This window comes from Bradyrhizobium diazoefficiens USDA 110 (assembly GCF_000011365.1).
In the GTDB taxonomy this organism is placed as follows: domain Bacteria; phylum Pseudomonadota; class Alphaproteobacteria; order Rhizobiales; family Xanthobacteraceae; genus Bradyrhizobium; species Bradyrhizobium diazoefficiens.
Map to the genome: position 1 here is coordinate 7,904,137 of NC_004463.1, position 26,357 is coordinate 7,930,493.

26 protein-coding genes are annotated in these 26,357 nt (G+C 65.3%); 3 read left to right on the forward strand and 23 right to left on the reverse strand.

Annotated elements, in window-relative coordinates; translation table 11 throughout:
• Positions 1-104: 104 nt before the first annotated feature.
• From BJA_RS36405 to BJA_RS36415, 3 genes are all read right to left on the reverse strand, one after another.
• A complete protein-coding gene (locus BJA_RS36405) occupies positions 105-926 on the reverse strand; it encodes an NAD-dependent protein deacetylase (RefSeq protein WP_011089916.1) in 822 nt (273 codons plus the stop codon).
• A gap of 146 nt (positions 927-1,072) precedes the next feature.
• The gene (locus tag BJA_RS36410) at positions 1,073-1,477 is read right to left on the reverse strand and encodes a hypothetical protein (RefSeq protein ID WP_011089917.1); all 405 of its coding nucleotides are present in this window, start codon (positions 1,475-1,477) and stop codon (positions 1,073-1,075) included.
• 45 nt (positions 1,478-1,522) lie between these two features.
• Positions 1,523-2,302 (reverse strand): sensor histidine kinase, encoded by a 780-nt coding sequence (locus BJA_RS36415; RefSeq protein WP_063921542.1) that lies wholly within the window; start codon positions 2,300-2,302, stop codon positions 1,523-1,525.
• Positions 2,303-3,047: 745 nt separating this feature from the next.
• Here BJA_RS36415 and BJA_RS36425 point away from each other — a divergent pair.
• Positions 3,048-3,308: a DUF1488 domain-containing protein gene (locus tag BJA_RS36425; protein WP_011089919.1), complete on the forward strand. Its 261-nt coding sequence runs from the start codon at positions 3,048-3,050 to the stop codon at positions 3,306-3,308.
• Positions 3,309-3,361: 53 nt separating this feature from the next.
• Here the strand turns inward: BJA_RS36425 and BJA_RS36430 are convergent, their stop codons facing one another.
• A complete protein-coding gene (locus BJA_RS36430) occupies positions 3,362-4,198 on the reverse strand; it encodes an SDR family oxidoreductase (protein ID WP_011089920.1) in 837 nt (278 codons plus the stop codon).
• A gap of 73 nt (positions 4,199-4,271) precedes the next feature.
• Positions 4,272-5,591, reverse strand: a complete 1,320-nt coding sequence (locus BJA_RS36435) for a solute carrier family 23 protein (protein WP_011089921.1) — start codon at positions 5,589-5,591, stop codon at positions 4,272-4,274.
• Between the two features lie 139 nt (positions 5,592-5,730).
• Between BJA_RS36435 and BJA_RS36440 the strand changes: the two genes are divergently transcribed.
• Positions 5,731-7,059 (forward strand): dicarboxylate/amino acid:cation symporter, encoded by a 1,329-nt coding sequence (locus BJA_RS36440; protein ID WP_011089922.1) that lies wholly within the window; start codon positions 5,731-5,733, stop codon positions 7,057-7,059.
• 192 nt (positions 7,060-7,251) lie between these two features.
• On the opposite strand, the gene BJA_RS36445 is transcribed toward BJA_RS36440, so the two are convergent.
• The 10 genes from BJA_RS36445 to BJA_RS36490 form a co-directional block, all read right to left on the reverse strand.
• Positions 7,252-8,865 (reverse strand): ABC-F family ATP-binding cassette domain-containing protein, encoded by a 1,614-nt coding sequence (locus tag BJA_RS36445; protein ID WP_011089923.1) that lies wholly within the window; start codon positions 8,863-8,865, stop codon positions 7,252-7,254.
• 163 nt (positions 8,866-9,028) lie between these two features.
• The gene (locus BJA_RS36450; protein ID WP_011089924.1) at positions 9,029-9,376 is read right to left on the reverse strand and encodes a RidA family protein; all 348 of its coding nucleotides are present in this window, start codon (positions 9,374-9,376) and stop codon (positions 9,029-9,031) included.
• A 15-nt stretch (positions 9,377-9,391) separates the two neighbouring features.
• Positions 9,392-10,513 carry an NAD(P)/FAD-dependent oxidoreductase gene (locus tag BJA_RS36455; RefSeq protein WP_011089925.1) on the reverse strand — a complete coding sequence of 374 codons (1,122 nt, stop codon included), beginning with the start codon at positions 10,511-10,513 and terminating at the stop codon, positions 9,392-9,394.
• On the reverse strand, positions 10,510-11,928 hold the full coding sequence (locus tag BJA_RS36460) for an NAD(P)/FAD-dependent oxidoreductase (RefSeq protein WP_011089926.1): 1,419 nt from the start codon (positions 11,926-11,928) through the stop codon (positions 10,510-10,512). The genes BJA_RS36455 and BJA_RS36460 overlap by 4 nt, the downstream gene beginning before the upstream one ends.
• The gene (locus tag BJA_RS36465) at positions 11,925-12,221 is read right to left on the reverse strand and encodes a (2Fe-2S)-binding protein (RefSeq protein WP_011089927.1); all 297 of its coding nucleotides are present in this window, start codon (positions 12,219-12,221) and stop codon (positions 11,925-11,927) included. The genes BJA_RS36460 and BJA_RS36465 overlap by 4 nt, the downstream gene beginning before the upstream one ends.
• A gap of 27 nt (positions 12,222-12,248) precedes the next feature.
• The gene (locus tag BJA_RS36470) at positions 12,249-13,385 is read right to left on the reverse strand and encodes an NAD(P)/FAD-dependent oxidoreductase (protein ID WP_011089928.1); all 1,137 of its coding nucleotides are present in this window, start codon (positions 13,383-13,385) and stop codon (positions 12,249-12,251) included.
• Positions 13,386-13,393: 8 nt separating this feature from the next.
• The gene (locus BJA_RS36475) at positions 13,394-14,200 is read right to left on the reverse strand and encodes an ABC transporter permease (RefSeq protein WP_011089929.1); all 807 of its coding nucleotides are present in this window, start codon (positions 14,198-14,200) and stop codon (positions 13,394-13,396) included.
• Positions 14,197-15,096, reverse strand: coding sequence for an ABC transporter permease (locus BJA_RS36480; RefSeq protein ID WP_011089930.1), 900 nt, complete (start codon positions 15,094-15,096; stop codon positions 14,197-14,199). The genes BJA_RS36475 and BJA_RS36480 overlap by 4 nt, the downstream gene beginning before the upstream one ends.
• Positions 15,093-16,130, reverse strand: coding sequence for an ABC transporter ATP-binding protein (locus tag BJA_RS36485; RefSeq protein ID WP_038965492.1), 1,038 nt, complete (start codon positions 16,128-16,130; stop codon positions 15,093-15,095). Before BJA_RS36485 ends, BJA_RS36480 begins: the two co-directional genes overlap by 4 nt.
• Positions 16,131-16,153: 23 nt before the next feature.
• On the reverse strand, positions 16,154-17,188 hold the full coding sequence (locus BJA_RS36490; RefSeq protein WP_038965491.1) for an ABC transporter substrate-binding protein: 1,035 nt from the start codon (positions 17,186-17,188) through the stop codon (positions 16,154-16,156).
• A gap of 276 nt (positions 17,189-17,464) precedes the next feature.
• On the opposite strand from BJA_RS36490, the gene BJA_RS36495 reads away from it, so the two are divergent.
• Positions 17,465-18,364 carry a LysR substrate-binding domain-containing protein gene (locus tag BJA_RS36495; RefSeq protein WP_011089933.1) on the forward strand — a complete coding sequence of 300 codons (900 nt, stop codon included), beginning with the start codon at positions 17,465-17,467 and terminating at the stop codon, positions 18,362-18,364.
• Between the two features lie 192 nt (positions 18,365-18,556).
• Here the strand turns inward: BJA_RS36495 and BJA_RS36500 are convergent, their stop codons facing one another.
• From BJA_RS36500 to BJA_RS36535, 8 genes are read right to left on the reverse strand one after another with little or no spacing between them, the layout of a single operon-like run.
• Positions 18,557-19,930, reverse strand: coding sequence for an amidohydrolase family protein (locus BJA_RS36500; RefSeq protein WP_011089934.1), 1,374 nt, complete (start codon positions 19,928-19,930; stop codon positions 18,557-18,559).
• Positions 19,927-21,510 carry an ABC transporter substrate-binding protein gene (locus BJA_RS36505; RefSeq protein WP_011089935.1) on the reverse strand — a complete coding sequence of 528 codons (1,584 nt, stop codon included), beginning with the start codon at positions 21,508-21,510 and terminating at the stop codon, positions 19,927-19,929. The genes BJA_RS36500 and BJA_RS36505 overlap by 4 nt, the downstream gene beginning before the upstream one ends.
• A 22-nt stretch (positions 21,511-21,532) precedes the next feature.
• The gene (locus BJA_RS36510; RefSeq protein ID WP_011089936.1) at positions 21,533-22,189 is read right to left on the reverse strand and encodes an aspartate/glutamate racemase family protein; all 657 of its coding nucleotides are present in this window, start codon (positions 22,187-22,189) and stop codon (positions 21,533-21,535) included.
• An 8-nt stretch (positions 22,190-22,197) separates the two neighbouring features.
• Positions 22,198-23,082, reverse strand: a complete 885-nt coding sequence (locus BJA_RS36515) for a polysaccharide deacetylase family protein (protein WP_011089937.1) — start codon at positions 23,080-23,082, stop codon at positions 22,198-22,200.
• A complete protein-coding gene (locus tag BJA_RS36520) occupies positions 23,069-23,884 on the reverse strand; it encodes an ABC transporter substrate-binding protein (RefSeq protein ID WP_038965486.1) in 816 nt (271 codons plus the stop codon). Before BJA_RS36520 ends, BJA_RS36515 begins: the two co-directional genes overlap by 14 nt.
• A 16-nt stretch (positions 23,885-23,900) precedes the next feature.
• Positions 23,901-24,665 carry an amino acid ABC transporter ATP-binding protein gene (locus tag BJA_RS36525; RefSeq protein WP_011089939.1) on the reverse strand — a complete coding sequence of 255 codons (765 nt, stop codon included), beginning with the start codon at positions 24,663-24,665 and terminating at the stop codon, positions 23,901-23,903.
• The gene (locus BJA_RS36530) at positions 24,662-25,519 is read right to left on the reverse strand and encodes an amino acid ABC transporter permease (RefSeq protein WP_028172971.1); all 858 of its coding nucleotides are present in this window, start codon (positions 25,517-25,519) and stop codon (positions 24,662-24,664) included. Before BJA_RS36530 ends, BJA_RS36525 begins: the two co-directional genes overlap by 4 nt.
• Positions 25,516-26,343, reverse strand: coding sequence for an ABC transporter substrate-binding protein (locus tag BJA_RS36535; RefSeq protein ID WP_011089941.1), 828 nt, complete (start codon positions 26,341-26,343; stop codon positions 25,516-25,518). The genes BJA_RS36530 and BJA_RS36535 overlap by 4 nt, the downstream gene beginning before the upstream one ends.
• Between the last annotated feature and the right edge of the window lie 14 nt (positions 26,344-26,357).

Consider the following 26,357-nt stretch of genomic DNA (forward strand, 5'->3'; position numbering starts at 1 on the left):
AAAACGCAGCAATTTCCGTGCCATCAGGCATGCCGGCAACGCCGCGCCCGGCTATTCTGCTTGGCACCCATGCAATAGGCAAGGCGTGTTCGCCCCGCACGCGATCAGAGCAGGAATGCAAGCGCCGCTTCGCAGCGCTCCTCGACCTTGAGCGTCAGGAGATCGTCGGCGCGGGTGCGCCCGAGATTGACCGCGGCGATCGGGATCTGCCGCTGCGCGGCAGCCTGCACGAAGCGGAAACCGGAATAGACCATCAGCGAGGAGCCGACGATCAGCATCGCGTCAGCCTGCGACAGATGGTCCTGCGCGGTGGCGACGACGTCGCGCGGCACGTTCTCGCCGAAGAACACGACGTCGGGCTTGAGGATGCCGCCGCAGGCTTCGCAGGCGGGCACCTTGAACGACGAAAAATCCGCGTGCTCCAGATCGGCATCGCCATCAGGCGCATCCGAGGCATCGAGCGCGAGCCATTCTGCGTTGGCGCGGCCAAGCGTATCCTGGAATTCGCTCCGCGGCGTCTTCGCCCCGCAGCCCATGCAGCGGACCAGATCGAGCCGACCATGCAGGTCGATCACCTGCCTGTGGCCGGCGGATTGATGCAGCCGGTCGACATTCTGGGTCAGCAGCATCCCGCACCGCCCGTTCGCCTCGAGCCGGGCCAGCGCATGGTGCGCATCGTTCGGCCTCGCCTGACCGAACCGCCGCCAGCCGATCAGGCTGCGTGCCCAATAGCGCCGGCGCGTGTGCTCCTCCGACATGAAGGCCTGGAAATTGACCGGCTGGGTCCGCTTCCAGTTGCCATGGCTGTCGCGATAATCGGGAATGCCCGAATTGGTGCTGCAGCCGGCGCCGGTCAGCACGAACAGACGTTGGTGCCGGGCGACGAAATCCTGGAGCGATTGGTTTGCCAGCGGAGCATTTGACATGGCGCAGATGTAGTCCGCGCCGCGACATTTTGCCAGATCACTCCCGGACCGGCGGATCGAAGCCGGCGACGGCTTGATCCGCGCCGGAGAAATGCCGGCGGCGAATGCTCGCGCACCCGTTTGTTCTGCCCCGAACACATCACCCGTCAGATCTTGCTGGGATCGGTGTCATGCCTGTGCTTGTGAAGAAACCGGGCTATCTGCCCACGGAGCGCCGCCGTGTCCAACAATGTTCCGACCGATCCGGCGGTGTCGAAGATCTCCCGCTGAAGCGTCGTCGGCAGGGAATTCCATTGCATGATGACGGCCGCGCCGAGACACCGCAAGACACGCTCTTCCTCCGCCGCCAGGGCTGCGCCGCGCAGTCGCTCCGTCCCCCCGGCGTTCACTGCATCCACGTATTGGTCCGCGAGGACCTGCTCGTTGTCCGCGCGCGATGCAAGGCTGTCCTGCAGTTTCTCGAATTTGCGGGTATCATCCTTGCCGGGCGAACTCCTGGCCAGTTCGCCGTACGCGGCCGCTCTTGCACGATACTGTAGAAATTTGAACATGCCGCCTCCTTTCGTTGAAAGTCTCGGCGTATTTCAGCCTGCCGGCTAGGCCGGCATCGGGACACTCAGAGAAGCCAATGGAGCGTCGAACGTGTACGCGAAGCCCCTCTCCGCGTAGGTCAATTGCACGTCGCCCTGGAGTTCGCGACCCAGCGTCTCGATCAATCGCGTTCCGAAGCTGCGCTTTGCGCGTGACTGGATCACCGGACCATTCTTCTCGATCCAGGTCAGGCGCAAGCGTTGCGTCTGCGGATCGATCGTCCAGTGGAGATCGACGCACCCCTTTGGAGCGGAAAAGGCTCCATACTTCGTGGCGTTCGTGCAAAGCTCATTGAGCGTCATCGCGACCGCGACCACGGCAGCCGAATTGATCCGGAGATCGGGCCCCGAAATCGAGAACTTCGATTCAGCAGGATCGTCGAAAGCTTCGACGGCGCTGCGGACGACCGCCCCGAGGTCGGCGCTCGACAAGCTCGCCCGCACGAGGAGATCGTGCGCCCGGCCAAGCGCGAGCAGCCGCCCCGCGATCGCCTGCTGTGCGTGCGCCAAGCCTTGCTCGCCGCGCAAGCTCTGGGAGACAATGGCGGAGACGGTCGCGAGCGTGTTCTTGATGCGGTGGTGCAGCTCTTCAAGGATCAGCTTTTGCAGCTTCTCGGACGTCTCTCGCTCCCTGGCGTCGATGCCCGCCCTGGCAAGCAGGCCCCTCGTGTTGATCTCGGCCTGGGCAAGGAGAAGCCGCAGGCTGACATTCTCTGCCGCCAGAGCATCCTCATGCGATTCTCCGCCGCCGAGGTGCTGGCCCGTGCGGAGATCGATCTCGAGCATTGGCGACTGTGTCACGAGGGTTGCTGCCGGACCTGGTTTCAGTGGAACGTTCCGTCACGAAGGCGGGATTTCAGCGGCGTCGTGATCTTGCTTGGGCGCCTTCGCTGGCGAGAAATAGGCGTGGATTTCAGCGGCATTTCCAAGAATTGCTGCCCTGCGCATTGCCGCCATGCGCTTGTCTCCCGACGGCATCTCGCGAGCTCGACGGAGGGCGTCGATCGCCCTCGCGTTCAGCTCGCAACCCAACGACGGCTGAATTGAATCCGATGAGGTACTTGCCTGATCCGACGGCGAAGGCGCGCCGAAGCCGACTACCATTGAATCAACATCGAAACGGCGATCACAAGCACGAAGAAGATGGGCAGCAAGACCGGAGGTACGAGCCACTCGCGAAGGATGAATCCGGGGGAAACCGACATATTGACCGCCTCTTGGTCGCGGCGGGAGCGCAATGCTCTCAGTCACCGATAACGGCCGAGGGGCGAGCGGTGATCGACGGGATATAGTCACCTTTCGCCGAATAGCGAGGCTTGCGACGAACTATTTGTCGCGAGCAGCATCGAACCGGGTTGTATCCCTGTCGCCAGATCATCATTTGAAAGAGGCGCAACCGGTTCGCTCTTGTCAGGTCTCGACGAAACGTCCGTGTACCTGACGTACGCAAGCCGAGCGTCGGCCACCCAGCGTGCCCCCGGCTCAAACGGCGTGAAGGCGCACGGCACCTGCAACCTGATCGGCCCGAACCATGATTGATTTCCCAAATCACAGTCGCTCATATGACCAGACACGGCGTGCCGTGCGGTTCTGGGGACACGACAGCGCCATCGAGGCCTCGTTCTTCATCGATGAAGGCGCGTTGATGCGGATTCAACCGGGCGTCCATGCGACCGAATCGGGACTCCTGAACGCGTTCGATTGCAATCGCGACTTGATATGTGCCACCGCGGCCAGGAAGTATGTGCGCGGCAGCAGAGGCTCCTACGACCTGCTCGCAGGAGATTTCTGAAGCGATCGGCACGAGGGTGAAGAGTTCGTGGCTTCGTCCGTGAGCCCACGTTTCTAGCTTGCCCAGTTCTCGCGAAACTCGGGGAACATGGTCAGGCCCCCGCAGGCATAGATCGTCTGCCCGGTGATGTAGCTCGCATCGTCTGAAGCAAGGAAGGCGAACACGGCGGCGATCTCTTCCGGCGTGCCGACGCGGCCGAGCGGAATATGGCTGGTGACGACGCCGCGCTTTTCCGGGTCGCCCGTCCAGGCCGCGTTGATCGGCGTGTCGATCGCGCCCGGACCTACCGCATTGACACGGATGCCGTGCCTCGCGAATTCGAGCGCCAGCGTGCGCGTGAGGTTGGCCAGGCCGCCCTTGCTGATCGAATAAGCGAGATAGCCGGGCTTCGGAATGATCTGGTGGACGCTGGAGCAATTGATGATGCTGCCGCCTCCGCCGCGCGCGACGAAATGCGCCAGCGCCTTCTGCGCGCAGAGCACGGCACCGTTGAGATTGACGTCGATGATGCGGCGATAGGTTTCGACGTCGAGCGCATCGCTCGGCGATTCCCGCTGGAAGCCGGCATTGTTGACGAGACAGTCGAGGCGCTTCCAGCGCGCCAGGATGGTCTCGAACATCGCGGCGATGTCCTGCTCGCTGCCGATGTCAGCCTGGACGATGACATGATCGAGCCTGCCGTGGCCGCGGTCGCCCGATGCCGTCCGCGCGAGCGCGAGCGTCTCTTCGGCCTTCCCAGGGTGATCGAAATAGTTGATGGCGACGGTCGCGCCTTCCTGGGCGAGCCGGACGGCAACGGCACGGCCGATGCCTTGCGAGGCGCCGGTCACCAGCGCGTATTGGCCAACGAGGCGCGTGGGAAAGGGGATCGAGCGGTCGGTCTGTGGCATGAGCTTTCTCCGGAGTGCCTCATCATCGACGGAAACGACGTTTTGTTCCATCACACCAGCGCAGCCCTGGGATTCATTCCGCGTGTTGCGCGAGGGAAGAGGTGAGGATCTGATAGAGGATGATGGCGCCGAAAGTCGCGGTTCCGATCCCGCCGATCGTGAACGCGCCGAATTTGAGCGTGAGGTCGCCCGCGCCCGCGGTCAGCGCCACGGCGACGGTAATCAGGTTCGCGGGATTGGCGAAGTCGACCTTGTTCTCGACCCAGATCCGCCCGGCCATCGCCGCGATCAATCCGAACAGCACGATGGAGAGGCCGCCGATGACGGGACCCGGGATCGACAGGATCAGCGCGCCGAATTTCGGCGAGAAGCCGAGCAGGATCGACACCGTGGCCGCCAAGGCAAACAGCAGCGTCGAATAGACCTTCGTCGCCGCCATGACGCCGATGTTCTCGGCATAGGTGGTGACGCCGGTGCCTCCGCCGCAGGCTGCGACGATCGTGGCCAGGCTGTCGGCGAACAGGGCGCGGCCGAGATAGGCATCGAGGCTGCGGCCTGTCATGGCACCGACGGCCTTGATGTGCCCGAGGTTCTCGGCGACGAGGATGACCGCAACCGGCGCGATCAGGAAGATCGCATCGGCCTGGAAGGTCGGAGTGGTGAATTTCGGCAGGCCGAGCCACGACGCGGCCGAGAGCAGTGCGAAGTCGATCGGCTTGCCGAAGCCGAGGCCGTTCGCGAACAGAAAATACAAGAGATATCCGCCGATCGCCCCGAGGATGATCGGCAGGCGGCGCCACAGGCCTGGAGCTGCAACGGCGACCACGCCGATGATGAGAACGGTCGCAAGCCCGATCCAGGTGTCGAACGCATTGGCGCTCACCGCCTTGACCGCGACCGGCGCGAGGTTGAGACCGATTGCGGCGACCACGGCGCCGGTGACGGCCGGCGGCATCAGGCGCTCGACCCAGCCGACGCCCGACCACATCACGATCAGCGCAATCGCGCCGTAGAGCACCCCGGCTCCGACGATGCCGCCGAGCGCAACGGAGATGTTCGGGTTCGGCCCCTGCCCGGCATAGCCCGTGGCGGCGAGGACAACGGCGATGAAGGCGAAGCTCGATCCGAGATAGCTCGGCACGCGTCCGGCGACGATGACGAAGAAGATCAACGTGCCGACGCCGGAGAACAGGACCGCAACATTGGGATCGAACCCCATCAGCAGCGGCGCGATGATCGTCGAGCCCGACATCGCCACGCAATGCTGCAGACCGGAGACGATGGTCTGGCCCCATGACAGCCGCTCCTCCGGCATGATCACGCCCGAGGTCTTGAGTTTCCAGCGCGGAAAATAGCCCTGCGTCTGCTCGTCCGAGCCTGTCGTGGTTGTCATGCTCCCCCCGTTGCGGTGCAGCGATTGATCTTCGTGCGATCCGACAAAAATGTGATTGTCGCTTCTGCGGCGGCCATCACATGATGCGAGTCATGCAAGATTCAAATCTTGCAAAATCAATGCGTTCCGGGCTCATCATATGACACAGATCGCGATCCAGCCAGCCATCCGTCGCCGGCATCAGCCCTGGTACAAGATCCTCTACGTCCAGGTGCTGATCGCGATCGTGCTCGGAGTGCTCATCGGCTATTTCTATCCCGATTTCGGCAAGGAGCTGAAGCCGCTCGGCGACGGCTTCATCGCGCTGATCAAAATGATGATCGCGCCGGTGATCTTCTGCACCGTGGTGCACGGCATCTCCTCGATGGGCGATCTCAAGCGTGTCGGCCGGGTCGGGCTGAAGTCGCTGATCTATTTCGAATCGGTCTCGACCGTCGCGCTCGCGGTCGGCCTTTTGGTCGGCGAGGTGCTCCAGCCCGGACACGGCTTCAACATCGATCCCGCCACGATCGACCCGAAATCGGTCGCGACCTACGTCACCAAGGCCAAGGAGGAAGGCATCGTCGCCCATCTGATGGCGATCATCCCCGACAGCTATGTGGGCGCAATTGCGCGTGGCGACCTCCTGCAAGTGCTCCTGATCTCGATCCTCTCGGGCTTCGCCATCGCCTTCCTCGGCAAGGCCGGCGAGCCGATCGCGGATGCGATCGACAAGGCCGCAAAGATGTTCTTCGGCATCATCCGCATCATCGTGCGCGTCGCTCCCGTTGGCGCCTTCGGCGCGATGGCGTTCACCGTCGGCGCCTACGGCCTCGGCTCGCTGCTCAACCTCGCCGCGCTGATCGGCACGTTCTACCTCACCAGCATCCTGTTCGTGCTGATCGTGCTGGGCGCAATCGCCCGGCTCGCCGGCTTCTCGATCCTGCGCTTCATCGCCTACATCAAGGACGAGCTGTTGATCGTGCTCGGCACGTCGTCGTCGGAGACTGTGCTGCCGCAGATGATCCAGAAGATGGAGCATCTCGGCGCCTCCCGCTCGGTGGTCGGCCTTGTCATCCCGACCGGCTACAGCTTCAACCTCGACGGCACCAACATCTACATGACGCTGGCAACGCTGTTTCTGGCGCAGGCGACCAACACGCATCTGACGATCTGGCAGGAGCTCGGCATCCTCGGCATCGCCATGATCACCTCGAAGGGCGCCTCGGGCGTGACCGGCGCCGGCTTCATCACGCTCGCCGCGACGCTCTCGATCGTGCCTGACATCCCGATCCAGTCGATCGCGATCCTGGTCGGCATCGACAAGTTCATGAGCGAGTGCCGCGCGCTGACCAATCTGATCGGCAACGGCGTCGCCTGCGTCGTCATCAGCATCTCCGAGGGCGAGCTCGACCGCGACGCGCTGCACGAGACCATGGCCCATCCGCTGGAGATCGGCGAGGCGCTGGAACCGGGCGGCGGCGCGTAAAGCGACACGGATCGACGGCAGGAGCAACCCGGTTCCGACGCGGTAGTTTCCCGGAGTGGAAAAGTGGTGAGATACGCGTCACAACAATGGCGTTGCGATTACCGATTGATAGTCAATCTTTCCGCCCGACGCGCTGGGGGCAGGGCGTCGGGCTTTTGAAAATCTCCGCGATATCCGGACGGCGAGGCGGGATCAGAGGATCCGGCCATCGGCGCCAGGCACCTTGGCGGCCAAATCGAGCCGCCGCGTAATCCTTATCGCCTGCAAGAATGCCTCGTCATGACTGACGACAAGCAACGCGCCATCATAGGCCCGCAAGCCCGCTTCGACGGCTTCGATGGACGCGATATCCAGATGGTTGGTCGGCTCGTCCAGGATCAGCAGTGAGGGCGGCGTCGCCCCGCCGAACACGCAAGCAAGACCGGCACGAAGCAGCTGTCCGCCGCTCAGGCTCCCGGCGATCTGCAAGGCAGCGTCGGCGCGAAACATGAAGCGCGCAAGGGCGGCATGGCACGCATTCATGCCCGCCTCTGGATTGAGGCGCCTGAAATTGTCCAGGATCGAGATCGCGGGATCGAGCAGGCTGACCGTCTGGTCGAACAGCGCGAACTCGGGCTTGACCCTCACCGTGCCCACGAGGGGGCACATCTCGCCGGCAATGAGCTTCAGTAGCGTCGTCTTGCCTGAACCATTTGGCCCGACCACCGCCACACGCTCCGGCCCGACGATCGTGAACGACAGTTCCCGCAGGATCGCGCGCTCCGGACGATAGCCGGCGCTGACCCGATCGAGCCAAACCACCTCCCTCCCCGCCGGCAGGTTTGTCGACGGCAATCTCACGGACAACGGCTGGAGAATCTCGATGCGCCGGCGCGCCGTGTCGACGGCCTCGAGCGCTTCCGCGCGCCGCCGCTCGGCAACTTGCGCCGTCTTTCCGCCGGTGTCCTCGCTGCGATCCTTGCGCGCGCCGGCCAGGATGCGCGGCATGTCGCCCTTGGCACGCTTCTTCCTGCCGCCGCTGTCCTTGCGCGCCTTCCTCTCCACAGCCTCCTGCGCCTTGCCGTCGATCTCGGACAGCCGCTTCTCGGCATAAGCAAGGTCGTGCCTGACGGCAGCGAGCTCGACGGCCTTCTGCTCGCGGTACCTGCTCCAATTGCCGCCGTATCGCGTTGCTCCGAGCGACGTCAACTCGACGATCGCGTCCATGGTTTCGAGCAGGCCCCGATCGTGGCTGACGACGATCGCGCCGCCGCGCCAAGCGGCGAGGAGATCGATCACGGCCTTGCGCCCGTCCCGGTCGAGGTTGTTGGTGGGCTCATCCAGCAGCAGGAAGTCGGGCTCGGCGAACACCAGCGCGGCAAGACGAACCCGCGTCGTCTGGCCGCCGGACAGGCAGGACAGCTCCGTATCGGGGGCAAGATCGAACCCGACGCGCGCCAGCGCGGACGCGAGCCGTGCTTCGAGAGTCCAGTCGATCGCAGCGATGTCGTCGGCGGAGGCATCGCCCCGCGCCGCACAGCGCAGCAGCTTCAGCGCTTCCCGCACGCCGAACAGATCGGCCACGGTCGCGCCCGCGCGCAGTTGAACGTCCTGGCGCAGCAGGCCGACGGTTCCGTTGGTCAGAATGCGCCCCGACGTGGGAACATGTTCCCGGCAAATCGACGCCAGCAGCGTCGATTTGCCGACGCCGTTGCGGCCGACGAGACCGGTTCGCTCGGCCGCGAATGTCAGATCGATATTGGAAAAAAGAGAACGGCCGTCAGGCGTGGACAGCGACAGGTTCGACAGGATGATGGAAGCAGGCATGAAATTCCCCGTGAGCAAGGCGGATCGGCGTTGCGGTCGGGGTGAAATCCATGGCTGCGAAGTTCCTGATCGAGATGCCTCTAACTAGTCCGGAAGGCGAGCAAGATCAAGCCAAGGGGACGACAGCGCGTCGTGCGCTGCCGTCCCCCGTCGGCGGATGCCGTCAACCCTTGAGGGCGGTGACCACGACTTCGATCAACGCGCTGCCGCCGAGATCGGCGACGCCGACGGTGGCGCGGGTCGGCAGATTGTCGCCGAAGAACTCGGTCCAGGCCGCGTCCATCTCCTTCTTCTTGGAAAGATCCGTGACGAAAATCGAGGCGCTGACGACGCGGCTCTTGTCGGTGCCGGCCTCTTTCAGATAGCCGGCGATCTTGCCGAGAATATTGCGGGTCTGATCGCCCATGGAAACCGACGTGTCGTCGGCGATGGTGCCGCCGAAGAAGACGAAGCCGTTGGCCTCGACGGCGCGGTGCATGATGGGCGTGCGGATGCTGCGGGTGATGCTCATGATGTCCTCTTGTTGCTAGAGCGTGGAAGGGTGGAAACGGTCGATGCCGAGATCACCGATGCGTGTCTGGGTGCCACCGTTGACGATCAGCTCCGCCATCACGGCGCCGGCGCCGGGACCGAGCTGGAAGCCGTGCAGCGAGAAGCCGAACTGGTGATAGAGACCCTTGTGCCGCGAACTCGGCCCGAACACGGGGATGTCGTCCTTCATCTTGGCCTCGATGCCGGCCCAGGCACGAACGATCGTCGCGCTGCGCATCACCGGAAACAGCTCGAACACGGTGCGCGCGCTGATCGCGAGGCTCTTCCAGTCCAGCACCGTCTCATTGCGGTCCTGATAGGGCGTCGCGAGATGCCCGCCGCCGATCAGCACGGTGCCGTTCGAGAACTGCTTGAAGGACAGCTTGCGGCCACGCAGGATCACGACGGGATCGATGAAGTGCGGCACGCGCGAGGTGATCATCAGCATCGGGGCCACGGTCTCGACCGGCACCGGCTCGCCGAGCGCGGCGGCGATCTTTCCAGCCCAGGCGCCGGCTGCGTTGACCAGCACCGGCGCGGCATAGGTGTCGGAGCCGACATCGACATACCAGAGGCCGTCGCTGTAGCGGATGTTGCTGGCCGCCACGCCCTCGCGCACGGTCGCGCCGAGCTGTTCGGCCTTGCGGCGGAACGCGGTCGTCGTTTGCGCAGGATTGGCCGCGCCGTCACGGCGCGAGACCACGCCGCCGGGGCAGGTCTCGGCCACCGCAGGCACGAGGCGGCGAAGTTCGGTGGCGTCGATCAGCTCTTCATGGGTGAAGCCGAGCGCGTTCAGCTCGGCGACACGCGCGCGGCAGACCGCGAGCTCGTCCTCGTTCTCGGCGACCAGCACCTGGCCGTGGCTCTCGAAGCTGCAATCGTCGTCGAGGAGGTCGGTGATCCTCTCCCAGATCCCCATCGAGCGGATCGAGAGCGGGATCTCCGGGACGTGCCGCGCAAGCTGGCGCACGCCGCCGGCATTGACGCCGGAAGCATGCCGGCCCGCATAATCCTTCTCGATCAGCACCGGCTTCAGGCCGGCGAGGCACAGATGCAGCGTGGTCGAGCATCCGTGGATGCCGCCGCCAATGACGATCGCATCCACGTTTCCAGTCATCCGCGCACCACGGCCTTGACGTCGTCCTCGGTCTTGGGAACGGCGGCAAGCTCGGCGAGCGTGATCGGCTTCACCGGCGCGCGCAGCCGGTAATAGCCGATCTCCTGCGGGCTTTTACCCCGCGCCTGCGCCATCAGCTCGGTGACGGTGAGGCCGCAGAGCCGGCCCTGGCACGGGCCCATGCCGGTGCGGCGGTAGGCCTTGAGCTGGTTCGGCCCGGTCGCGCCGATCGCGACGGAATCGAGAACGTCCTTTGCAGTGACCTCCTCGCAGCGGCAGACGATGGTATCGCCCGAGGGAATGCGGAACTGCGGCGCCGGGCGGAACAACGTGTCGAGGAAAGCGCGGCCGCGCTCGGCCTTGGCGAGATCGGCGCGGAGCGTCGCCATCGATGCGAGCTTCGCGGCAGCCGCGGGCGCCAACGCTTCCACCGCCGCGCGCGCCGCGATGCGGCCGCGGACCACGGCGGCATTGGCACCGCCGATGCCGGCGCCGTCGCCGGCGATCGCGATGCCGGCGACCGACGATGAGCCGTTCGCGTCGAGCACCGGCGACCAGCACAATTGCAGCTCGTCCCAGCGATGCTCGACACCGGCCGCCATCGCCAGATTGACGTTGGGCACGACGCCCTGATGCAGCAGCAGAAGATCGACGGGAAGCGTCTCGCGCTTGCCGCCGGCGACATAGCTCACATTGGCAAGCTGGCCGTCACCCGACGCGGTGAGCTCCGTGACGCCTGTGACGACCTGCACCTTCGCCTTCACCTCGCGCATCATCGACAGGCCCTTGGCGAAATAGGGCGAGGTCAGGAAGGCGAAGGCGTGCGGCAGCGCCGCGAAATAATTGCCGCGCTCGGTGGTGTCGAGGATGCGGTCGATGCGGCCGCCAAGCCGCAAGATCTGCGCGGCGAGCAGCCAGAGCAGCGGCCCCTGCCCCGCGATCACGGTGCGGCCATCGGGCACCAGCGCCGATGACTTCAGCATGGTCTGCGCGGCACCCGCGGTCATCACGCCCGGCAACGTCCAGCCGGGAATCGGGAACGGACGCTCCAGCGCGCCGGTCGCCAGGATCACGCGCTTTGCCTTGACGAAGGCCGAAGCACCACCGACGGAGACGGCGATGTCGAGATTGCGGTCGAGGCTCCAGACCATCGCACGCTGAATCACTTCCGCATTGCTCGCGCGCAGTGACTGCACGAGATCGGCTCCGACCCAATAATCGGCGCCGAGCTGGTTGCGGTCGGTCACGGGTGTCGAGGAGATCGCACGAAATACCTGACCGCCGGGGCCGATATTCTCGTCGAGCAGCAGCGTCGACAGGCCGGCCTCGGCCGATGTCGCGGCAGCGGCGAGGCCGGCGGGCCCGGCGCCAATCACCACGACGTCGTAATCTTCGCGCTTGGGAGCCACAGTCATCTTCCGATCTCCCGCTTGCCCTTCTGGATCTCGATCTGCATGCCCTCGGCAACGGGCACGATGCAGCCCTGCCGGTTGCCCACGCCGTCGATGGTGACGAGGCAGTCGAAGCACACGCCCATCATGCAGTAAGGCAGACGCGGCGCGCCGCTCACCGCGGTGGAACGCCGTGCATCCTGGCCGGAGGCCAATAGCGCGGCGGAGACGGTGTCGCCCTGGCGCGCCGCGACGGCAACGCCATCGACGAAGATCTGCACTTGCGGGCGTTTGTCCTGTTCGGATCGTCTAAACATGGGATGCCTCTTGGCTCCTTGGTATCTCTAGTAGCCGCTGTTGTTGGCCGCGCCAGCGCCGCCAAAACGGCTCGCGGAGAACGCGCCGACCAGCTCAGGCTCGAGCGCGCCCTGCGCCACCATGCGCGCGATCTCGAAGGCGTGGTTGGAGGCGAGCGTCACGCCGGAATGGCAGCAGGCGACGAAGGCGCCGGGATGCGTTTCCGACTGGTCATAGATCGGAAAGCCGTCCTGCGGCATGACGCGGATGCCGGCCCAGCTTCTGATAACGTTGAGCCGCGACAGGTGCGGGAACATGCGCTGCGCGCGATCGGTCATCACCGCGCTGATCGAATGCTTCAGCGTGCGATCGTCCAGCTCGTCCTCCTTGCTGTCGCCGATCATCACCGTGCCCTCGTCGGTCTGGCGGATCGTGGTCAGCGGATGCGGCAGGAACGGCATGGTGCGTTCGGTCACCACGATCTGGCCGCGGGTCGGGCCCATCGGCGCATGGAGGCCGACCATCGGCGCGAGCGTCTGGTTGGCATTGCCCGCGGCAAGCACGACCTTGGCGGCACGAAGCTCGCCTTTCGGCGTGGTCAGGCGGAATTCGCCGCCGCTCTTGCTGATCGCCGAAACCGGCCGCTCCGGAAGATAATCGATGCCGAACGCCATAAAGCCGGTGTGGAAGGCGCGGAACGTGCGCAGCGAATTGACGTGGCCGTCGAGCGGACAATAGCTGCCACCGGAAACTTCCGGCCCGATCAGCGGCAGCGCCTTCTTCACCTCGGACGCCGGCAGCATCTCCATCTTGTAGTCGGCGGCGCCGACCTGGTTGTGCATGCGCTTGACGAGCTCGGTGCGCTGGCCGAATTCGTCCTCGCCGAGGGTGAGATGGAAGCCGCCATTTTGTTGCAGCGAGACATCGAGGCCGGTCTGCTGCTTCAGCTCGAAGGCAAGCCGGCCCCATGCCTGCGACGCCTGCACTGTCCACACCGTATAGGCCGGCATGCCCAGGCCCTTGCTCTGCACCCAGACCAGCGCAAAATTGGCGCGCGAGGCGCGCTTGGTGATGTCGCCTTCGTCGAGCACGGCGACCTTCTTGCCGAGCCGGCCGAGGCCCCAGGCAATGGCGGAGCCGAGCAACCCGCCGCCGACGACGGCGACGTCGTATTCTCCTGACATGAGTTCTCCTATCGTCCCGTATCGCCCTTGCCGGCGAGCACACGGTCGAGCCCGTAGAAGCGGTCGAGCAGAATGAGGGCGGTCATGGTGATCGCGATCACGCAGGCCGAGACCGACGTCACCAGCGGATCGATGTTGTCCTGGATATAAAGGAACATGCGCACCGGCAACGTCTCGGTTCCGGGCGCCGCGAGGAAGACGGTCATGGTGAGATCGTCAAAGGACTGGATGAAGGCCAGCGCCCAGCCGCTGATGACGCCGGGCAGGATCAGCGGCAAGGTCACGCGGCGGAACAGCGTCCAGCCGCCGGCGCCGAGCGAGACCGCCGCCATCTCGACCGAAAGGTCCATGCCGGTCGCGGCCGCAAGCGTCAGCCGCAGCGCGAACGGAAACACGATGATGACATGCGCGATGATCAGCGCCGCGAAGCTGCCGCCGAGGCCGGCGGAGGTAAAGAAGCGCAGGAAGGCGATGCCGAGCACGACATGCGGGATCATCAGCGGCGACAGGAACAGCGCTGCCAGCGCATCGCGGCCGCGGAAGCGATAGCGCGCGATCGCGAGCGCCGCGGGCACCGCGAACAACAGCGCCACGAGGGACGACAGCGCGCCGAGCCCGAGGCTGACCCAGAAGGCGTGGATGAATTCAGGATAGTTCGCGATGGTCCTGAACCAGCGCAGCGAAAAGCCGTTGGTCGGCAGCGACAGGAAGCCTTCGGGCGTGAAGGCGACGAGGCAGACCACCAGGATCGGCGCCACCATGACGATGACGAACACGGTGTGGAAGATCAGCGCCAGCGGGCCGTTCCGTCTCATCGGAACACCTCCGCGTAGCGTCGCTCGATCAGCGCATTGCTGCCGACGACGATCAAGACCAGCGCAACCAGCAGCAGCGTCGCGACCGCCGCACCGAGCGGCCAGTTCAGCGTGTTCAGGAACTCGTCATAGGCCAGCGTCGCCGCAACCTTGAGCCGACGGCCGCCGATGATCGCGGGCGTCGCAAAGGCGCTGGCCGAGAGCGAGAACACGATGATCGCGCCCGACAGCACGCCCGGCATGATCTGCGGCATGATGATGCGGCGAATAGTGGTGATCGGACCTGCGCCAAGCGACATCGCGGCGTTCTCGATCTGCGGATCGAGCCGCTGAAGCGCGGCCCACACCGACAGCACCATGAACGGCATCATCACATGCGCCAGCGCGATGACCATGCCGGTTTCGGTGAACATGAAGGGAATCGGTGCACGGATCAGCCCGGCCGACATCAGGAGCTTGTTGACGAGCCCGTTGTTCCCGCCGAACAGCAACGCCCAGCCGAGCGTCCGCGCCACCACGGAGATCAGCAGCGGTCCGAGGATGACGAGCAGGAAGAAGCTCTTCCAGCGTCCGCTCATGCGGTTGAGGATGTAGGCTTCGGGCGCACCTAGCAGGGCCGTGAGGAGAGTCGTCAGGATCGCGATGCGAAACGTCCGCCAGAACATTTCGGCGTAGTAGGGATCGGTCGCGATCTCGTGCCAGTTCTTCAGGATGAAGACCGGTTCGATGCCCTTGTACTGGCCCCAATCGTGGAACGACAGCATCACGGTCATCGCGAGCGGAATCAGCAGCACGCCGACGAACAGCATCAAGGCGGGCGCGGAGAGTACCCATGGCGCGCGTGCGATGCGCGCATCGGCGGCCCCCGGCGGAGCCGTGTCTGCGACCGCACTCATGCGGCAGCTCCGCGCACGCTCATGTCCTCAGGCCGCCATGCAAGACGAACGGTCTCGCCTTCGGCCGGCTGTGACTGGCCGTCATTCTGGCGGATCACGATCGCAGGACCACATTCGCTGTCGCACTGGAACAGCCAGTGATTGCCCTGGAAAATGCGCGTGACGATCTTTGCGCTGAGGCCCGTATCGCCAAAACCAATTCTTTCAGGGCGAATGCTGACGGTGACGGGACCGCTGAGGCCAACTGGTGCCGGCGCGCTCCAGGAGCCCGCCACCAGCTTCGCGGGCGCCGTGGCCCGATCGATCGTCGCGGCAAAGTCGTTAGTCTTGCCGAGAAACTGCGAGACGAAGGCCGAGGCGGGCTTCTCATAGGTCTCCTGCGGCGTGCCGATCTGCTCGATCTTGCCCTGGCTCATCACCACGATGCGGTCGGACAGCGACATCGCCTCGTTCTGGTCGTGCGTGACCAGGATCGTGGTGGTGCCGATGGTGCGCTGGATCTGGCGCAGCTCGATCTGCATCTCCTCGCGCAGCTTGGCATCGAGGTTCGACAGCGGCTCGTCGAGCAGCAGCACGCTCGGCTTGATCACCAGCGCACGCGCCAGCGCCACGCGCTGCTGCTGGCCGCCGGACATGCGGCGCGGATGGCGATCCTCGTAGCCGGCGAGGCCGACCATCGCGAGCGCGGCGCGAACGCGCTCGGCCCTTTCGGCGCGCGGCACCTTGCGCATCTCGAGGCCGAAGGCGACGTTCTCCGCCGCGGTCATGTGCGGAAACAGCGCGTAGCTCTGGAACACGATGCCGAGGCCACGCCTGGCCGGATGGATCGCGGTCAGGTCCTTGCCCTCGAGGCGAATCGCGCCGCGCGTGGGATCGAGGAAGCCCGCGATCATCTGCAGGGTCGTGGTCTTGCCGCAGCCGGACGGGCCGAGGAAGGAGATGAACTCCCCCTTCCCCACCGACAGACTGACGTCATCGACCACAGTCTGTGCTCCGAACTGCTTGGCGACCCGATCGAGCTCGAGATAGGCCATGACGCTGTCTCCGCCGCGAACGATTAGCGTTCGACTTCGCGATTCCAGCGCTTGGTCCACTCCTCGCGCTTCTCGTTGATGACCGTCCAGTCCGGATTATAGAGCTTTGCCGCGCGCTCGCCGATCGGCGCCATCTTGCCGAGCTCCGGCGGGATCACCAGCGATTTCAGCACCGGGCCATAGCCGTAGTCCTTGAGCATCACGAGCTGGATTTTTGGATCGAGCAACATCTTGACGAAGCTGGACGCGAGCGGCGAAGCGTTCGGCTTGGTGATCGGACAGGCCGTCGTCAGCAGCGTCGCCGCGCCTTCCTTGGGATAGACGAAGTCGACGGGGAAGCCGGTGTTGGCGAAGCTCTGCACACGGCCGGTGCCCCACACCGCGATCACGGCCTGGCCGGACTGGAACAGCTCGGTCATCTTGCCCGGCGACGGCTCATAGGCGAGCACGTTCGGATTGATCTGCTCCTTGAAGATCTTGAAGCCGGAATCGACGTTGGACTCGCCGCCGCCGTTCATCTTCGACAGCATCACCAGCGCTTCGAGACCGTAGGTGTTGTTGATCGGCGGGATGACGAGCTGCTTGGCGTATTTCGTGTCCTTCAAGTCGTTCCACGAGGTCGGCGGCGCCCAGCCTTTCTCGGCAAACACCTTGGTGTTGTACATCAGCCCGGTCGCGACGATGCCGATCGCTACAGCGCGATCGTCCTTGAAGCGGGCGGTGTCGTAGAGATCGGTGGGCAGGCCCTCGAGCTTGCCGCAGAAGCCGAGCTGGATCGCCTGGTACATCGGGCCGTCATCGACGATGGCGACGTCGATCTGCTGGTTGCCCTTCTGCGCCTGAAGCTTGGCCAGCGTGTCGGTGGAGTTGCCGGCGACGTATTCGACCTTGACGCCGTTCTCCTTCTCGAAGGCCGGGATCACCTCGTCGCGAATGGTCTTCTCGAACGAGCCGCCATAGCCGGCGACATAGAGCGTTCTCTGCTGGGCCGAGGCGGCCGAAGAGGCGGCAACGAGAGCCGCGATGCTGACCGCTGTCAGAAGGCGAAAAGTCTTCATGTGGACCGATCTCCAATACCGGAATGAGGTGACGCGCCGACGTGTCTCGCTGACTGAAGCGCCTTCCGCATCTCTTTCCGCGCAAATTCCTCCCCGATCAGGGCTCCGGCCCCCGTTCGGCGGGTTTTGACGCGATCTGGAGGTCCAAACCCCTCCAATCTGCCGAAAAAGCGGGCTGTCTCCAGTCCTGATGAAAAAGATCGCAAACCTATACTTCCATCGTCCAATGAATAATGGCACCCTCTGCATGCCTAAATGTTATGAATGGAATTTGGTATGGCCCGGATCAATTCGCGGCAGGTGGAGGCCTTCCGCGCGACGATGCTGACCGGCAGCGTGACCGAGGCGGCGGCGCTGATGACCGTGACGCAGCCGGCGGTCAGCCGGTTGCTGCGCGACCTCCAGGCACTGCTGAAAATGGAGCTGTTCGAGCGGCGCGGCACCGGCCTCGTGCCGACAGCCGCGGCGATGGCGCTCTATACCGAAGTGGAGCGCTCCTTCGTCGGACTCGAACGCATCACTGCCGCGGCCGAGGAAATCCGCGGCCGCCGCACCGGGTCGTTGCGGATCGCCGCGCTACCGGCGCTCTCGAACGGCTATCTGCCGCGGCTCGCCGGGCATTTCCTCAAGGAGCGCCCCAACCTCAACCTCGCCTTCTTCGGGGTGATCTCGCCGATCGTGGTCGACTGGGTGCTGAACAATCAATGCGACATCGGCTTTGCCGAGGTGCCGATCGCCCATTCCGGCCTGCCGAGTCTGCGGCTGCCGGCGCTGGCGCGCGTCGCAGTGCTGCCGACCGGTCATCGCCTCGCGGAGAAGGAAGTCTTGGAGCCGCGCGATTTCGAGGGCGAGACGTTCATCTCACTGTCGGCGGGATCGTCGAGCCGGCACCTCGTCGACCAGGTCTTCCATCGCCATGATGTCCGTCGCGTGCTCAGGGTCGAGACCACGCTGTCGGAGATCATGTGCGGCATGGTGTCGTCAGGACTTGGCGTCGCGATCTGCGATCCCTTCACCGCGCAGGAATTCTCCACCCGCGGCGTCGTGGTGCGCCGCTTCCTGCCGCGCATCGACTTCGAATTCTCCGCGGTCTTTCCGGCGCAGCGCAGCCCCTCGCCGGTGGCGCTGGATCTGGTCGAGACCATGCGCAAGTCGCTCGCGGAGTTCGAGGATTAGAATGCCCTTGGATTGAATCGATTTGGCTACAGGCTCGCTGCAACCTCTCCCGCTTGCGGGGGAGGTCGGCGCGAAGCGCCGGGTGGGGGCTCTCTCCGCATCGGGGTGTCCCCGGTTGGAGAGAACCCTCTCCCCTGCCCTCTCCCGCAAGCGGGAGAGGGAGCGCACCGTCTTCGTAGCACCGGCAGCCTCTCAGCCGTTGAACGCCGCCTGCGCCTCCGGCAGGTCCCAGATCTTGCCGATCGCAGCGCTGCCGGCGGCGGTGATCGCCGCTTCGTCGGCGCCGAGATAGCGGCCGCCATCAACCAGCACGCGGCCGTCGACCATGACCTGGTCGATATTGGCGCGGTTGGCGAGCGCGATCAGCGCGCGGCGCGGGTCGAACAGCGGCTGGAGATGCGGATGGGTGAGATCGACCACCGTGAGGTCGGCGGTCGCGCCCGGCTCGATCCGGCCGAGGTCCGGCCGCTTGATGACGTCGGCGGCGACCGCCGTGTTCGCTTCGATCAACTCCGGCGAATTGGCGACATCGGCGCGCTGGGACGTGATCTTGGAGATCAGCGAGGCCGCATTGAGTTCGCCGAGCAGATCCATGTTGTAGCCGTCGGTGCCGACCACGGTGCGCACGCCGTGCTCGGCGAAGCGGCTGAATGCGGCGGTGACGCCGGCGCGCGCGAACACGCGCGGGCAATTCAGCACGGTCATGCCGCGCGCGGCCATCAGCTTGAGATCGTCGTCGGTGCTGAACATGCAATGCGCCGCCATCAGATCGGGCGCGAGCAGGCCGAGCCAATCCAGATATTGCGCCGGCGTGCGGCCGCCATAGCGCTTGCCGATGGTCTCGACCTCGGCGCGGCTCTGCGCCATGTGCGTCGTGATGGGCACGCCGAGTTCGCGCGCCCGCGCCGCGCAGGCCTTGAGCAGATCGGGGCCGCAGGTGTCGGTGGCGTGCGGGCTCATCGCGAGGCTGATTCGGCCGTCGCCGCGATTGTTCCAGCGCTGATAGAGCGCATCCCACGTCGCCATGTCGGCGGTGCCGTCATCACCGGAGTACTGAACCACACCGTCCGGACCGGCCTTGGCGTCGGAGGTGGAGAACAGATAGGGCGCGCCGTAGAAGCGGATGCCCATCTCTTCCGCCGCGTCGAACATCTCGGGGATCGAATTGCGGAACGGCTCCATCACCGTGGTGGCACCGCCTTTCAGGAGCTGTAGGATGCCGAGCCGCGCGACCGCCATGCGCTCTTCCGCCGACAGGATATCCGCACCGCGCTTGGTGAGCGGCAGCAGCACCGTGTAGACGATGCTTTGATTGTTCTTGCGACCGGTGCCGTCCTCGCTGTGGCTGCGCGCCACGGCTTCAGAGAAGCAGTGATTGTGCAGGTTCAACAGGCCCGGCAGCACGAAGCGGCCGGGCCTGTCGTAGACCTCGTCCGCGCGCGGCCTGTCGCGCGTGACCGCGGCGATCTTCTTGCCTTCGACCAGGACCCAATGGTCGCGCAGCACATCCTGCGCGCCGTCTTTCCGTGACAGCACATAGCTGCCGAAGATTGCGATCGTGCTCATGCGGGGCGTACGTTCCAGAACACGGCGGTGCCGTCGAGAATGCCGGTGATGGCCTTGCGATAGGCGGTCGGCTGCTTGTACAGGCCGATCGGAATATAGGGGATTTCCTCGAACGCCACCGCCTGGATCTCGCGGCAGATGCGCTGCTGCTCGGCGAGCTCGGAGGCCGCCAGCCACTGGCTGCGCAAGGCCCCCATCTTCTCGCTCGCGTACCAGCCGGCGACTTTGCCTTCGCCGCGGATGTTGGTGTTGCCGGCCGGATTGAGCCAGTCGATGCCCTGCCAGTTGCCGACCGCCGCGCTCCAGCCACCCTGCGGAAGCGGGTCCTTCTTGAGCTGGCGCTGCAACACGACGGCGAAATCAAGCCCGGCATATTCGACGTTCATGCCGGCCTTGCGCAAGGAGTCCACGGCGATCTCGCCGAGCGGCTTCTGCGCCAGCGAGTTGGTGGGGACGAGCAGCACGATCTTCTCGCCATTGTAGCCAGCGGCCTTCAGATCCGCCTTCACCTTGGCGTAGTCGCGCGGGCCGCGGAAGACGTCGAGACCGACCTCGCTCGCCATCGGCGTGCCCGGAGCGAAATAGCCGATGGGCGACACCTGGAAGGCCGGATCGGTGCCGGCGACCGCCGTCATGAAGGCAGACTGGTCGATCGCGCCCAGCAGCGCGCGGCGGACGGCGGGATTGTCGAACGGCGGCTGGAGATGATTGAGGCGCAGCATGCAGGCATAGCCGCGGGGATCGAGGATGCGCGTGTCGATGTCGCCGGCGGCCTTGATGATAGGCAACAGGTCGTGCGGCGTGGTCTCCTGCCAGTCCTGCTCGCCGGTCTGGAGCGCGGCGACGCCGGTGCCGGCATCGGGCGTCGTGGTCCAGATCACGCGGTCGTAATGCACGATCTTCGGGCCGGCCGTCCAATCCGGCTTGCCGTCGGTGCGCGGCTGGTAGCGTTCGAACTTGGCATACGCATTGCGGGCGCCCTGCACGCGCTCGTCGGCGAGATAGCGGAACGGGCCGCTGCCGATGACCTCGGTCAGCGGCTTGAACGGATCCTGGCTCGCCAGCCGCTCCGGCATCATGAAGCAGGCGTTGATCGCGGCCTTGCCGAGCGCCTGCGGCAGCAGCGGGAACGGACGCTTGAGACGGAAGCGGATGGTGCGGTCATCGGCGGCCGAGAGCTCGGCGGTCGCCTCCATCAACTCGCCGCCAAAGCCGTCGCGCGCCGCCCAGCGGCGGATGCTCGCGACGCAATCGCGGGCGAGCACGCGCTCGCCGTCGTGCCAGAACAGGCCGTCACGCAAGGTGAGATCCCATTGCAGCCCGTCACCGGAGATGACATGGCCCGACAGCATCTGCGGCGAGACCTGGAGCGAGGAGCTCATGCCATAGAGCGTGTCGTAGACCATGAAGCCATGGTTTCGCGACACCTGCGCGGTCGAATAGATGGGATCGACGAAGGCGAGATCGATGACGGGAATGAAGCGCAGCGTGGACTGGGATTCGGCGCGGACGATGCCTGGCAGCGACAGCGCCGGCATAGCTGCGGCGGCCTTGAGGAGCGAACGGCGGGAGATGGGCATTACGAAGGGCTCCTGAAGGACATTACGTGTTCAACAAGACCGCGCCGATCGCAGCGGCCACCGCCTGCTGCGCCGGCTCGACCACGGGCACGCCGATCGCATCCGCGATTGCCGCGCGGTGGGAGGCCATGCCGGCGCAGCCCATCACCACGACATCGGCGCGGCACTGCGTAACCAGCGCGCGCCCGGCCTCGATCAAGCGGCCGCGGATGTCCGCGCCTGCCGTCTCCGCCGCGCTCGCGCCGACCGACCAGCTTCCGGCATAGCGGCTGTCGACGCCCATCACGCGCGCCATGCGCTGCTGGCGGCGGATGCTCGACGGCGACAGCGCGATGATGCCAAAACGTTCGCCCAGCATCAGCGCGCGAAAGATGCCGCATTCGGCGATACCCAGCACCGGGCGGCCACCGGCCGCCTCACGCGCCGCATGCAGGCCGGGATCGCTGAAGCAGGCGAGCACGAAGGCATCCGCATCGTCGCGCGTGACGCGATTGACCAGCGGCATGACCACGCTGTCGGCATCGCGCTGCGAGCTGATGCCGGGCGGGCCCTCGGCAAGGCCGACCACCTCGATGTCAGGCCCGCCAACGATCCGCAGCGGCGCCACCGCGTCGTCGATCGCCGCCGTCACCGATGCCGAGGAGTTGGGGTTGATGACGAGGATACGGCGACGGGTCATGGCGTGGCTCAGCGGCTGCCGGCTTCGTGGCGCAGGAAGTTTTCCGCGATCTTCTCACCGGTGGTGATCCAGACGTCGGGGCAGGACTTTGCGTAGGTCAGGAACTCGCGCAGCAGGCGCAGTCGCATCGGACGGCCGCTGCATTGCGGATGCAGCACCGTCGTCACCATCGCGCCCCAGTCGCGCACCTCGTCCAGCTCGTCCTTCCAGAGCGAGAGCACGTGCTCCTTGGGGAAGATCGGGCGCGGGCTGAAGCGCGCGGACAGGCCGTGCATCCAGTCGTCATAGCTCGCGGTCACCGGCAGCTCGATCGTGCCGGGCTTGCCGTCGGCGAGACGATGGCGATAGGGCCTGACGTCGTCACGGAACGAGGACGTGTAGACGATGCCGTGCCGCACCAGCGCAACGCGCAGCTCCTCGGTGAACTCGCCGTAAGGCGCGCGATAGCCGGTCGGCCTGACGCCAAGCCGGCGCTTCAGCGCCTCGAAGCCACGCTCCAGCTCCTCCTCGATCCAGGGATCGCCGGGATCGGGCAACAGATGATGATAGCCGTGATGGCCGATCTCGTGGCCGGCCTTGAGGATCGATTCGGCCATCGCCGGATGCGCATCGACCGACCATCCCGTGACGAAGAACGTCGCCTTGAGATCGAGCTGGTCGAGCAGCTCCAGAAGTTTCGGCGTGCCGACGCGCGCCTCATAGCCGCCATAGCTCATGGTGATGAGCCGCTGGGCGTGCACGGCGTCCTTGCTGGTCCAGGCGCTCTCCGCGTCCACGTCGAACGACAGGAACATCGCCGACTTGTATGGCTTCGGCCAGGGATAGTCCGGTGCGGGATCCGCGGTGTTGGCCGGAACGAGCGGGATGCTCTTGAGTGCCTTACTGTCCAGCATTGATGGTCGCCTTCTCTATTGCGTTGTCGCTCAATTTCCACTTCGCCAGCAGCGTACGATACGTACCGTCGGCGATCAGCGCATCGACGGCCTCGAGAATGGCCTGCTGAAGTGCCTTTTCCTTGACCGGCAGCGCGATGCCCGTGAACTGCGTCGCGAAGGGATCTCCGACCGGCGCATAGGTGCCGGGCTCGAGGTCCATCAGATAGGGCAGCGTCTCGTTGCCCTGCACGGCGGCGTCGATACGGCCCTGCCTGAGCTGCGTGCGCGCATCGGCCGAGCCGTCGGTACCGACGAACTGGATCGGATTGCTGCCGCAATTCTTCTGGCTCCACTTGTCGATCTCGGCCGGAAACATGGTCCGGCGGCTGGCGCCGACCTTCTTGCCGCAGAGCGCAGCCATGTCCTTGAACTCGGACGCGCGGGACTGCTGCACGAAGAATTTTGGGCCGCTGCGCAAATAATCGACGAAGGACGCGATCTCGTGCCGGCTCGCATAGTCGGTGAAACCGGACAGGATGGCATCCACCCGCCCCGTCGAAATCGACGGCATGAATTCGGCAAAGCTGGTCTCGGTCCATTCGATCTTCACACCGAGCTTGCGCCCGAGCGCCTCGCCGAGATCGATGTCGAAGCCCGTGAGCGCGCTGGTGGCGGGATCGCGGAATTCCATCGGCGGATAGTTCGGCACCAGCGCCACCTTGAGGCTGCCGCGCTTTGCGATGTCAGGCGGCAGCTCGATCGCCAACGCCGAAACAGTCATAGCGCCCAAGAACGCCGCCGTAACCAAAAGCCTCTTCATCACCACACCCCCAATATCAGATCACCGCCGAAAGAAATGCCTTGGTGCGCTCCTCGCGCGGCGTACCCAACACGTCGGAGGCGCGGCCCTGCTCGACGATCGCGCCCTGGTCCATGTAGACGACGCGGTCGGCGACCTCGCGCGCGAAGCCGAGCTCGTGCGTCACCACCATCATGGTCATGCCGCTCTTCGCCAGTTCCTTCATGACCGCGAGCACCTCGCCGACGAGCTCGGGATCGAGCGCGCTGGTCGGCTCGTCGAACAACATCAGCATCGGCTTCATGGCGAGCGCCCGCGCGATCGCCACGCGCTGCTGCTGGCCGCCGGAGAGCTGCGCGGGATAGGAGTCCGCCTTGGCCGCAAGCCCGACACGGCGGAGCAGCTCGAGCGCCTCAGTGCGCACTTCGTCGGCTTTACGCCCCTGCACCTGGGTCGGGCCCTCGGTGATATTCTCCAGCGCGGTCTTGTGCGGAAACAGGTTGAAGCGCTGGAACACCATGCCGGTCTTCAGCCGCTGCCGCCCGATCTCCCGTTCGGTGAGCCGATGGAGCCGCCCGCCCTGCTCGCGCACACCCAAAAGCTCGCCGTCGAGCCAGATGCCGCCGGCATCGATCGCGGCGAGCTGGTTGATGCAACGGAGCAGCGTGGTCTTGCCCGAGCCTGAGGCGCCGATCAAGCACATCACCTCGCCGGGCCAGACGTCGAGCGAGACGTTTCTGAGAGCCTGGAACTCTCCAAAGTTCTTGCTGACGGAGCGGATCGCGACGAGGGGTTTTGTCATCGCGCCAGCCGCAATGTGCCGCGTGCAAAACGGCGTTCGAGCAGCATCTGAAGCGGGGTCAGGATCGAGACCACGAGCAGGTACCAGAGCCCGGCGACGATCAAGAGCTCGATGACGCGGGAATTCGCGTAGTAGATGTTCTCGGCGTTATGCAGCAGCTCCGGATACTGGATGACGCTCGCGAGCGAGGTCGCCTTCACCATGCCGATGAACTCGTTGCCGAGCGGCGGGATCACCACGCGCATCGCCTGCGGCAGGACGATCCGGCGCAGCGCACGCAGCCGCCCCATGCCGATCGCCTGCGCTGCCTCATATTGCCCGATGTCGACCGACAGCATGCCGGCGCGCATCACTTCGGAGGTGTAGGCGCCCTGGTTGATGCCGAGCCCGAGCAGCGCGGCGAGGAACGGTGTCATGACGTCGACGGCGCGCGCGCTCCACAGGCCCGGGATGCCGATGGTCGGAAACACCAGTGCGAGGTTGAACCAGAGCAGCAGTTGCAGGATCAGCGGCGTGCCGCGAAACAGCCAGGTGTAGCCGGCGGCCACCGTCTTCAGAACCGGGTTGGGCGACAGCCGCATGATCGCCACAACGATGCCGAGAAAGATGCCGAGCATCATCGCCAGCACCGCCATCACCATGGTGTTGACGATGCCTTCGAGGATAACCTTCACGGTCAGGAAGCGGCTGACATAGGACCATTCGATCTGACCGTTCGCAAACGCGCGCACGATCGCCGCCAGCACGAGGACGATCAGGGCCGCGCTGAGCCAGCGGAACCAGTGCGGCTCGCGCGCGATCCGCATCCCCGACAAATCAGGGAAACCCTCCGCGAGTGCCGGCGCCGGCTTCATTGCGGCGCCGCGTTCAGCATGGGCTGGGCGACCGCGTTCGCGCCAAGGCCCCATTTGTCGAGAACGGCCTTGTAGGCGCCGTCGGCGATCATCGCCGTGAGCTTCTCGGTCACCACCTCGCGCAGGGCCGCATCGTCCTTGCGGAACATGATGCCTTGATAACCCTTGGCGAAGGCCTCACCGACAATGCGGTATTTGCCGGGCTCTTGCGTCTGCGCATAAGGCAGCGTCTCGCTGCCCTGCACGGCGGCGTCGATGCGGCCCTGCTTGAGCTGGTTGCGGACGTCGATCGAGTTCTCGCCCGGCACGTACTGGATCGCCGGCTTGCCGGCCGCCTCGCAATTCTGCTTGCTCCACTTCTCGATCTCGACCGGGAAGCTGGTGCTGCGGGTGGTGCCGACCTTCTTGCCGCAGAGATCGGTCGCCGCCTTCGCCTCGCTGTCCGCCATCACGAAGAACTGCGGGCCGGTCTGGAGGTAATCGACGAAATCGGCGGTCTCGCGCCGCGAGGCGCGGTCCGAGATGCCGGAGATGATGAAATCGGCGCGCTTGGTCTGGAGCGATGGGATCAACTCGGCGAACGGCGTCTCGCTCCAGACGATCTTGAGGCCGCCGAGCCGCTTGGCGAGCTCGTTCGCAAGATCGATGTCGAGCCCGACCAGCTCGTTGGTCGCAGGGTCGCGATATTCCATCGGCGCGTAGGTGGAGTTGACCGTGAGCTTCAACGCGCCCGCCTGCTTGATCTCCGCCGGAAGCTCGGCCGCCTGCGCCGACGTCACGGCAGCCAAGGCTGCTAGGCTGAGAAAATGCGAGAGGCGTGTCATGTCAGCTCCTTTGC